The sequence below is a fragment of the Enterococcus sp. ZJ1622 genome, from assembly GCF_011038845.1.
Taxonomy (GTDB): Bacteria; Bacillota; Bacilli; order Lactobacillales; family Enterococcaceae; genus Enterococcus_B.
Map to the genome: position 1 here is coordinate 1 of NZ_JAAKDW010000029.1, position 9,677 is coordinate 9,677.

General features: G+C 31.8%; 8 protein-coding genes and 5 pseudogenes. 11 read left to right on the forward strand and 2 right to left on the reverse strand.

Annotated features, from left to right (window positions below; all coding sequences use genetic code 11):
- Window positions 1-125: 125 nt before the first annotated feature.
- From G7Y42_RS15095 to G7Y42_RS14545, 11 genes and pseudogenes are all read left to right on the forward strand, one after another.
- Window positions 126-452 (forward strand): annotated as a pseudogene (locus G7Y42_RS15095) (glycosyhydrolase); the annotation flags it as partial.
- 330 nt (window positions 453-782) lie between these two features.
- Complete coding sequence (locus tag G7Y42_RS14500) at window positions 783-1,595, forward strand: AAA family ATPase (protein ID WP_165007473.1); 813 nt, start codon at window positions 783-785, stop codon at window positions 1,593-1,595.
- Window positions 1,596-1,618: 23 nt separating this feature from the next.
- Window positions 1,619-2,038, forward strand: a complete 420-nt coding sequence (locus tag G7Y42_RS14505) for a hypothetical protein (protein WP_165007476.1) — start codon at window positions 1,619-1,621, stop codon at window positions 2,036-2,038.
- Between the two features lie 564 nt (window positions 2,039-2,602).
- The gene (locus G7Y42_RS14510; protein WP_165007479.1) at window positions 2,603-4,099 is read left to right on the forward strand and encodes a primase C-terminal domain-containing protein; all 1,497 of its coding nucleotides are present in this window, start codon (window positions 2,603-2,605) and stop codon (window positions 4,097-4,099) included.
- Between the two features lie 140 nt (window positions 4,100-4,239).
- The gene (locus G7Y42_RS14515) at window positions 4,240-4,545 is read left to right on the forward strand and encodes a type III secretion system protein PrgN (protein WP_165007482.1); all 306 of its coding nucleotides are present in this window, start codon (window positions 4,240-4,242) and stop codon (window positions 4,543-4,545) included.
- Between the two features lie 290 nt (window positions 4,546-4,835).
- Complete coding sequence (locus G7Y42_RS14520; protein ID WP_165007485.1) at window positions 4,836-5,057, forward strand: DUF6290 family protein; 222 nt, start codon at window positions 4,836-4,838, stop codon at window positions 5,055-5,057.
- A 1-nt stretch (window position 5,058) separates the two neighbouring features.
- Entirely contained in the window at window positions 5,059-5,325 is a 267-nt protein-coding gene (locus G7Y42_RS14525; protein WP_165007488.1) for a type II toxin-antitoxin system RelE/ParE family toxin, read from the forward strand.
- A gap of 165 nt (window positions 5,326-5,490) precedes the next feature.
- A complete protein-coding gene (locus tag G7Y42_RS14530; protein ID WP_165007491.1) occupies window positions 5,491-5,754 on the forward strand; it encodes a PbsX family transcriptional regulator in 264 nt (87 codons plus the stop codon).
- A pseudogene (locus G7Y42_RS14535) lies at window positions 5,748-6,097 on the forward strand (type II toxin-antitoxin system PemK/MazF family toxin). The gene G7Y42_RS14530 and the pseudogene G7Y42_RS14535 overlap by 7 nt, the downstream one beginning before the upstream one ends.
- Before the next feature lie 138 nt (window positions 6,098-6,235).
- A pseudogene (locus tag G7Y42_RS14540) lies at window positions 6,236-6,649 on the forward strand (transposase); the annotation flags it as partial.
- Between the two features lie 179 nt (window positions 6,650-6,828).
- The gene (locus tag G7Y42_RS14545; protein WP_165007494.1) at window positions 6,829-7,941 is read left to right on the forward strand and encodes a putative mucin/carbohydrate-binding domain-containing protein; all 1,113 of its coding nucleotides are present in this window, start codon (window positions 6,829-6,831) and stop codon (window positions 7,939-7,941) included.
- Between the two features lie 99 nt (window positions 7,942-8,040).
- Here G7Y42_RS14545 and G7Y42_RS14550 read toward each other — a convergent pair.
- Together G7Y42_RS14550 and G7Y42_RS14555 are read right to left on the reverse strand one after the other, a co-directional pair.
- A pseudogene (locus G7Y42_RS14550) lies at window positions 8,041-8,679 on the reverse strand (transposase); the annotation flags it as partial.
- 2 nt (window positions 8,680-8,681) lie between these two features.
- Window positions 8,682-9,537: pseudogene (locus tag G7Y42_RS14555) on the reverse strand (IS30 family transposase).
- Window positions 9,538-9,677 lie beyond the last annotated feature (140 nt).

Here is a 9,677-nt window from a genome sequence, read left to right on the forward strand (position 1 = left end):
AATTCTTCATCAAATTTACGTGGTGATTTTCTGTTGTCTCCCATATTAAAAAATCCTTTCAAAATTTGTGTCTATTCATTTAATAGTATATCAAAAAAAGTGTCCACTTTATTAGGATACATGCAGTTGGTTGGTATGCGGTTGGTAATGGACAACAAAATAATGATGACTACAGATTATTAGGTGTAAAGAACTATAATCAATACGCTTTAGGTGTGCCAAGTGGTTGTGAAGGTGCGTCTCTCTTACAAGCTTTGCAATATAAAGGTAAGTTAACCAATTGGAGTTTTGGTGCAGCGGTCAATAATAACCATGCTGTCACACTTGATGGGTATAATAAAGGAAGTAATCAAGTACATGTTTCTGATCCAATTAGTGGTTCTTATTGGATAAGTACGGCAACTTTTGAGAATATCTATAATGCACGTAAATATGCAGTTGTAGTTCGATAAAATATAAATTATATTTTAGTCTAGTACACACTCTACGTTAAGTGATTGAATCGAATATAGATGTAAACTTTAATAAAAGTATAAGGTATAAGTTATATCTAACTAGTATAACTTATACCTTATCTCATAAACATAGTGCCCAAGTTGAAACTATAAGTAAATCATTAAAGTATAAGTTATTATTTAGCAAAAAAGTATAACTTATACTTTTTTGCTAGGCAATATTTACTATAATATCAGCATTTTTAATTAAAGTATAAAAAAATGTTGATAAAAGACTAGATATAACTTATACTTTAAATATAGAACATATTGAAAGAGGGTAAAGAAATGACAGCAACTACTTATACAGTTGGAAATTTTAAAGGAGGCGTTGGAAAAACTAAAATTGTTACAATGTTAGCTTTTGACAATGCTGTAATTAATAAAAAAAAGACATTAGTTATTGATATTGATCCACAGGCAAATGCTTCTCAAATTTTAGCGAGGACTGTAAATATGGAACGTATTGAAAAAACTATTGTAAATGGAATTAATGAAAATGATCTTTCAGTTTGTATTACTCCCATTATGGAAAATTTGGATTTAATTGCATGTGACACAAGTTTTAGATCGTTCTCAAATTATGTAATTACAAATTATGAAGATGAAAAAGATCAAATTATGGTGTTAGAAAAGCTTTTAGCACCGATTAAAGATAGATATGATGCTATTTTTATTGATGTTCCTCCTACTATAAGTGCTTATTCAGATAATGCTATGGCTGCTTCAGATTACAGCATTATTGCGTTTCAAACGCAGGAAGAATCTTTAGATGGTATAGGAAAATATATTGGATATCAAAAATTTATGATAAACAAGTATAATATTGATCTTGAAGTTATTTCTATAATTGCATGTATGCTCGAGCCAGATGACGATTTAGATAAGAATGTTTTGTCTGATGCAATAAACTTATATGGAGCTGCTGTGTCTCAAAATATAGTTAATTTCCAAAAGCGGCTAAAAAGGTACTCAAGAGAAGGAATATCACTAAAAAAATATAAAAATGGGAATTATGATCAATGGGATTATCGAGCGCATGAAACTTTTATTAAAATACTAGCAGAATTAGAAAATCGTAGAAAAGTTTTTGAAGAATAAAAATATTGGGATGTGATTGAAATATGAGTGAAAGAAGAAATTTTGACATTGATATAGATTTTGACAAAGAATATACTGGATTATTGCAACCCGGAAATAAGAAGAAAAAATCAGTTTCAATAAATCGTGAAAATGATTTTGAACAAACTCTGTTTAACAAAAAGATCAAGCCATTACCTAATACAAATAAAAAAAGAGGTCGTCCTGTAGAAATAACTGATGACAGATATAAAGTTACAAAACCGAAAAAAATATCTCCAGCCCTTGAGTCAAAACTTAACGTAATGCAGGATTATGTTGAAGAATTGCAATCAGTAAAAGGAAGAATTACATTTGAAAAATTAGTTGATACATTGGCAGAAGCCTATATTACTCAAAAACTTGGAATTTCTAAGGAAGAACATTTACGTGCTGAAATAAAGGAAGCGTTTGAAAAGCTGTAATTTTTTTTGAATGTCATTATATTAAAGTATAACTTATACCTGTTTACTTTTAAAAAAAGAATAAGTTATACTTTAATTTTCTATATTTGTTTGTATTAAAACTTGATTTATCAGCGTTTTTATTTTGAATAAAAAGAATAAGTTATTCTTTTTATTTGATTAAAGTATAACTTATTATCGATTTATTTTCTTATAACTTATACCATTATAAAAATTGTACTTGAACAAGATTTATAACTTTGTTATATTCAAATAAATTAAACATACAAAAAAAGAGACGGAAATAATTGATTTTGGTAGAGTCAATTATTTCTGAATCACATGAAAAAGGCTCATGTGTTCGCGCTCGTCTCAATAAATAATTAAGCAGTCTGACAAACCACTTATTTGTTTTACAAATGTGTCTTGAGTATAGCACATTTAAGGCGAGCAATTCAATATATATAGGAATATATTTCTAAGTTTTTACAGAAATTTAAACCGAAAATATTGTAAGAGAACACTGAACAATTTTTATGATTGTCATGTGTTCTCTTTTTCAATATAAATCGGAGGAAAATTTAGATGGAAAAATTAGAGTATTGTTATACGGAATTATTAAAAAAAGGCATTCGTACATACAAATATCGTAACAGCACCATGAAACCTGTTCAGTATAACAATACGAATAGAAATGGTGCTATCTTTGCATACCGAAGCAAGCAACTGATGAATGCAGGGCGTGGCATAGTCATTACGTCTGAAGAAGCTATTATAGAAAATCAATCCAAATTGACTCATTGGACGCCAAACGTTTATCGATATGGAACATATACAGATGAAAATCGAACAGTTGTCAAAGGGCATTCAGAGAAAAATCTAAGTCAAATCAATACATTCATGGTTGATATCGATTCTAAAGAAAATCACCAGGGAGAGATTGTATTGGCTTGTATCGATGAATTAGGATATATGCCAACGATGATTTTAGAATCTGATCATGGTTATCAAGTTTATTTTGTGCTAAAAACACCAGCTTACGTGACAAAAAAGAGCAATTTTAAAGTGATTGAAGTTGCAAAGCGTATTTCGACTACTATTCGTACACAATTAGCCAATCAATTGCAAGGTGTCGATGTAGGGTGTAATCATTTTGGCATTGCTCGATTCCCAAACAAACAAAATATCGTTTTTTGTGAGTTAGAAAATCAATATTCTTTCTCTGATTGGTTAAATTGGTCAATGAAAAGGGCGTCTAACCAAAAGTCTGAAGCGGAAAAAGATGCGAAATTGATTGTTTTTCCTGAGAAAAAAGAGTATCGCCAAGTTGATGAGCCTTGGTTTGATTTGTTACTACGAAAAGCAAACATTACTGGGGGAGAAGGTCGTTTAGGACGGAATAACGTGATTTTTACACTCTCTTTGGCTTATTATTCCTCTGATTACGGACAAGAAACTTGTGAGTATAACATGTTTGAGTTTAACGAACGCTTAAACGAGCCGTTGACTGAAGGGGAAGTGCGAAAGATTGTCAAAAGTGCGTATTCTGGCAATTATCAAGCAGCCAATCGTGACTTTGTTTTAGAATTATGCCAGGAATGGGTAGCTTCAGACATTCAAGAAAAAGAGTTATTTATTCAACGTCGTGGTTGGTGGAAGTTCAAGAAACCACGAGAACAACGTCAATACAGTCATAAAAAGGAATGGCAAGAAGATATCATGCGCTATTTGAGCGAAAAAAGTGATCTTCGTATGCCTTATTTGAAACTATCTAAAAAAGAATTGGCGGAACAATTAAATATGCCGTTAAGAAGTCTGGATCGTGCATTAAGCACCTTAAAGCAAGAACACAAAGTGTTCTACCATGTCAAAAAAGGGCGTGGTGGTGGACTTCTGCTTGCGTCTGTACGTGTGTTATTTGCGAGCTTAATTCAAGCAAAGAAGAAAGAAAAAGAAGCCTTTATTCAAGGAGTTATTGCTCAATTTAAACTAACAATTGATGATTGTCAAAGAACTCTCCAACAACTGTTACCTGAGAAAGAATTGCAAGAAATCAGCTTATTTGAAGTCGATACAGGCTGAAAAAATAAAAGACGCCAATTGCCTTTTACAATATATCTTTGATACTCTTTAGCTTTTTCCTATAGGGAAGGTCGTATTCTTAGACTGTGTGGTATTATTACGTTTGTAATTATACGTAGTCATTTGAGGAGGATTTCGATATGTCTATGAAGCTTTATGTTTATTCTCATGCTGTGAATGTGTATATTTTAAGGTATTTAGGTATGCCTGTTGAACAGTTTTGCGAGCTTTATGGTTTTAATCAGGGAACTGTAGCTAGTTGGGTAACGAGGGAGCGGTCAGTTGAGACGTTGCCTGCGTCGTTTATTTATGCCCTGTCTTTGGCTTCTAGTCGGAGTATGGGAGAAATCTATGAGGAATTATTGATGTTGCAAGAGGACTATTATCGTTATCGTGAACGTGTAGGATTCAAGAAGGGGAAGAAAGTGAAGAAACGCTTAGATTGATTTTAGATAAATTTTATAAAACCACACAATGGGATAAAGAAGGATCATTATTTGAACCGAAATTTATTATTTTTTAAAGCTACGAAAGGTTTCAAAAAGAAAACTATGTCACTATCCTTGAGGAGGAAAGTATTGTAGCTTCTGAGAAAAATCAAAAAACAAATCGTAAACATCCTTTTACAGTAAGAAAAACAAGTAAATAAGCATTTATAATAGTTTATAGATCATATTTTCTTCTTGATTACGTCATACGATTGTATTACAATAAACTTAAAAAGGAGTTGATAACTATGCCAGTAATCAGTATTCGAGTATCTAACGAAGAAAAAGATTTTCTTGAAAAAGTTGCTAACTTTAATGGAGACAATATTTCTGAATTTATGCGCAGTAATTCTTTACAATCAGCTGAGGCATTAGTAGACTTTGAAACTTATAAAAAAATAATGAAAGAGCATGAGAAAGATGATCAAAGCATTTCTCACGAAGAAATGCTAAGAGAGTTAGGATTATAAGATGACCTATCAAGTACGATATGAACGAGAAGTGCAAAAAGCATTAAAAAAAATGGATAAATTTCAAGCAAAAGTTATCCTAAACTGGATTGAGAAAAATCTTGTTGGCACAGATGACCCAAGAAGACATGGGAAAGGACTAACAGCTAATAAATCAGGATATTGGAGATATAGAGTAGGTGCATATCGCATAATAGCTGATATTAGCGAGCAAGAAGTGACTATTCTTATCTTATCAATAGGGCATAGAAGCGAAGTATATAAGTAATAAATGTGTTTATATAATTTTGTTGAATGGTCAGAAACTTATTAGTTTTTGATACTTAAGAAATCTCTATAAAAGTAAGGCTTCTATTGGTTCAAGAATTCATAGAATGTTAATCTAATTTAACAGGGAAGGATAATTATGTATATATAGAAAGAGGTGTCTAATATGGAAATGTTACCTATAAAAAAATGGGGAAATAGTAATGGTCTTAGATTGCCAAAGTATATTATGGAATATCTTGGAATTCATACAGAAGATAAAGTGAAGATAATACAAGAAGAAGTAAACGGTCAAAAGTGTCTAATCATCGAAGCTGCTAATTTAGAAAATGAATTAACAATTGAACAGTTATTTGAAAATTACACTGATGAAAGAAATCATGTGACGATTCAAAACTTAGGTGAAGCAGTAGGTAATGAAAAATGGTGAGAAAACCTAGACAAGGCGATATTCTATTATTGAATACAACACCTTGATCTGGACACGAACAAACAGGAAAAAGACCTTATATTGTTTTAAGTCATGATATTATTGCAGATTCATAGTAACGTTGTTACAGTTGCACCGATTTCTAGTACAACTAGAAACTATCCGTTATGTAAATATTAATTTAAAATATGAAATGAAGATAACAGGAAAAGTATTATTAGACCAACTAACGACAATTAATTATGAAGCCAGAGAGTGTATTTTCTTGGAAAAAGTGCATGAGCGTTTGGTTGAGGAGTTATTGATGAAAGTTAGAACAGTATTTCAAAAATTAAGTAAATAAAATAGAAACAGCAGCATGATTAACTATTCGTTATTAATCTGCTGTCTTTTTTTAGGTTGTGTTGCAAAGTTTGAAAAAACGAAAAAGACAAAGAGGGTAATTTCTCTTCGATTTTTTATGGTCTTAAAATTCATCGGCACTAAAAGAGGCTTTCCAGTTACTTATTCAATCACGGATCCTAGTGTTCATGACGTGAAAGTTTTAGAGACTTTATTGGATGAAGCGAACCTTCCAAATATCCTTGGCGATAAAGGCTATATCAGCCATAAAATACATGAAAAGCTTGCCCTTAATGGCATTACATTCTTAGTTCCGCCACGAAAAAATATGGATAAATTAGGGAAGATAGACCATCAATTACTTACTAGACAAAGAAAAGCAGTAGTGACTGTTTTTTCTTCTCTTGAAAGACTAGGTTGTCAAAATTCCAAATCACGTTCTGTTCAAGGGCTGGAAAGTAAGTTTGAAAGTATATTATTAGCATACAGTATCCTTTTAAGCCGTTCACAGCAACGTTTTGAAGGAACTTTGAGATGTTCTTTAGGGTATTAAAATTAACTAGCACCACGGGTTTCTTATATTTTATCTTTATAGTTAAAAAAAAAAAAAATATAAGACATAATTTTTTCTTATCCTTAACAAAGGAACTGAATAGGAAGATAAACAAATAGAAAACAGTTCTCCTTTATTTGCTAAAATTAAAAAATATAAGAAAAAAGGATGATTTATACATGAAATATAAAAAAATAATTACAACGCTAATGCTTTCTACATGTATTCTAGGAACATTAACACCAATGGTACCTACTTTAGCAGCAGAAAATGACCAAGTAGTAGCTACAACTACAAATCAAACAAACCTCGTTCCAGATGACAATTTAAGAAAGGTCTTAAATTGTATATTCGAAAAAGATAAAAATTCAGCTATCACAGAAGAACAATTAAAGTCTCTTACAGATATAACTTGGCCTCTCACAGATGGAATAATCTGTGCTAAAAACGTTGCTTCATTAGAAGGATTACAATATTGTACTGCACTAAAAAATATGAATATTGATTTTACGGGGACAATTACAGACTTTAGTCCGTTAGGTTCCCTATTATCACATGTAAATTTTAAAGCATGGTATGGAGATCAGAGTTATATTTATTCTGATACGAAACAAACTGTGGAAATGAATGATAATGGAACAGTTTCTATTGGAAATCCTTATAAAGATGAAAATGGACAACCTATGATACCAAATGAAATTTCAAATGGTGGAACTTATGATCAATTAACTAATAAAATACTATGGAATAACCTTGATGAAAAACAACAATATTGTTTGGAAGTTCATTATGCTCGAACGATTTCTGGAACAAATAATTCTGCACTAATTGTTACAGCTAACAGAAAAATTACTGTTTTAAATAAACAAGAAAGTGTAGAACAAACGATTCAACTTGGTGGACAAGAGTTGGCAAAAGTTCCTATCGCTCCACGAGTTTCGTTGACAGTAAAAGACCATAAAGCAACAATTACAAAAAATTCAAATTATCGATTCCATTTTAACGGTTGGAAAACAAGTAAATACGCATCTATTAAATTAACAGATCCTAATGGAAATATACTTTACAACCAACAATGGAATGGCAATCAACAAGTGAAAGGAAACTATGGTCCAATTGCTTCTGTTGATTTACCAGAAGGAAGTACAGTCGAAATGTTTCATGCCGAAGGCCCATGGCATCGATTTGAGACAAGTGATAACGATAATTTAAAAACAAAACTTGGAAAAACAGGTTATACCTACACTTATACTATGCAAAATAATCAATTAGTTTTAACGAATGTTCAATAAATTATTCAAACAAAAAGGGCTCTTTGTTTGAATAATGTTGGTAAAGAGAAATCTTAGAATAATTTGGGCAGAAAGAAGAAAAACTTCTTTCTGTTCTTTTTATTTGGTTAAAATGGTTTTACCGTGACAGATCATGATCCGTCGTTTGAAATTATAAAAATTTCGAAACCCATAAGCATTGCGTTTTAATACTTTAATATGGTTGTTTAAACATTCTAGTGGTCCATTTGAATAACTGTAGCGGAGAGTATTTTGGATCTGTGGCATAAACTTTTTAAATGTTCGCAAAGTTGTCGTATAAGTTTCAGGTAACTGGCTGACTTCTCTGGAAAAACAGTCCTCAAATAGTGAATGATCTCTTTTCTTTACTGCATAAAGAACATCTTGGTATAACTGATAGCCTTGTCGTAGATTGGGACAAGGAGCTAACAATCGGTCGACACTCTCACTTTCAGTTAAGTAATCTTTGAAACTGGCACGCCAAACCCATTTTTCATAGTTCAACTTTGCTTCTTCTTTTTGTAGGAGTTTCCAATAACGTTTCATTTTTTTACCAAGCCCACGTTGGTATTGAGAAGTACTTTTGAGTCGTGCATTGGTTTCCTTCACTCGATGGTTTAAAAAAGTTCTGCCTATATGTTGGACAATATGGAAACGATCAATAATCAACTGAGCATTTGGGAAAATTTTTTTAACCAATGAAACATCAGGCGCATACATATCAATAACAACTTGAATTGTCAAATTAAGTGCAACACTTTATCATAAAAAACTTTATAAGGCGTTTTCCAGTCTAAATATTTTCTTGGTCGGGTATTTAATTTATGCGTAAATGATTGGATATAAGTCTCTGGAATTAGCGTCATATCTTTCGGTAAATACTCACGAATCAATTCGTGAGTATTCTCATTGGTGCCGCGTTGCCAATGAGAGTGCGGATCAGAAAAATAACAATTAATATTGGAGACGCTGCCAAAAGATTTATATAAAGCGAATTCACTTCCTCTATCAAGCGTTATCGTTTTTCGCTTATCAGAAGCTAATCCTGAGAAGAGATTAACAATGGCATTTGAAACAGAAAGTGCGTCTTTTTTGGAAGCTTTAGCGGCTAATAAAAATCTAGATCTACGATCCACGAGTGTAACTAAACAGACTTTTCCTTTCGTGCCAATAACTGTATCAGCTTCCCAATGACCTAAGGTATTTCTGTTTTCAGCTTCAAACGGGCGAGGGGCATCGTTGAATTTTCCATGACCATTGAATAATTGTTTTCGAAGAGGTTTTCCTTTTCGTCCAAGTTTTCTACGAGCACCACGACTATCTTTAGTGAATCCTTTATTAAACAAACCACGATAAATAGAACGGTAAATTGTCTAATATGCATTTTCTACCACATTTGTTGTTTATTTTTATGATAGGATTTTTGCGCTAAAGAAGGAGAATATGGTTTTATTTCTGTAGAATTTCTTTTAATTTCTTTCATAACTGTTGAGGGAGAGCGATGAATTAAGCGACCTATTCTTCTAAAAGAAAATCCCAAACTATAGCATATATCATTTCTCGTTCTGGTGTAGTAAGATGTTTGTATAAAGTCATTGTATTATTTCCTCTTAATGAATGTTCTCGCAAACACCATTATAAAGAAATTTTACAATGATTTCTTTGTGTTGCATTTAAATTGTAAATTCATCAGGAATAGAAGAATATTAGTTTGTAGACTACTGATAAATCAGACA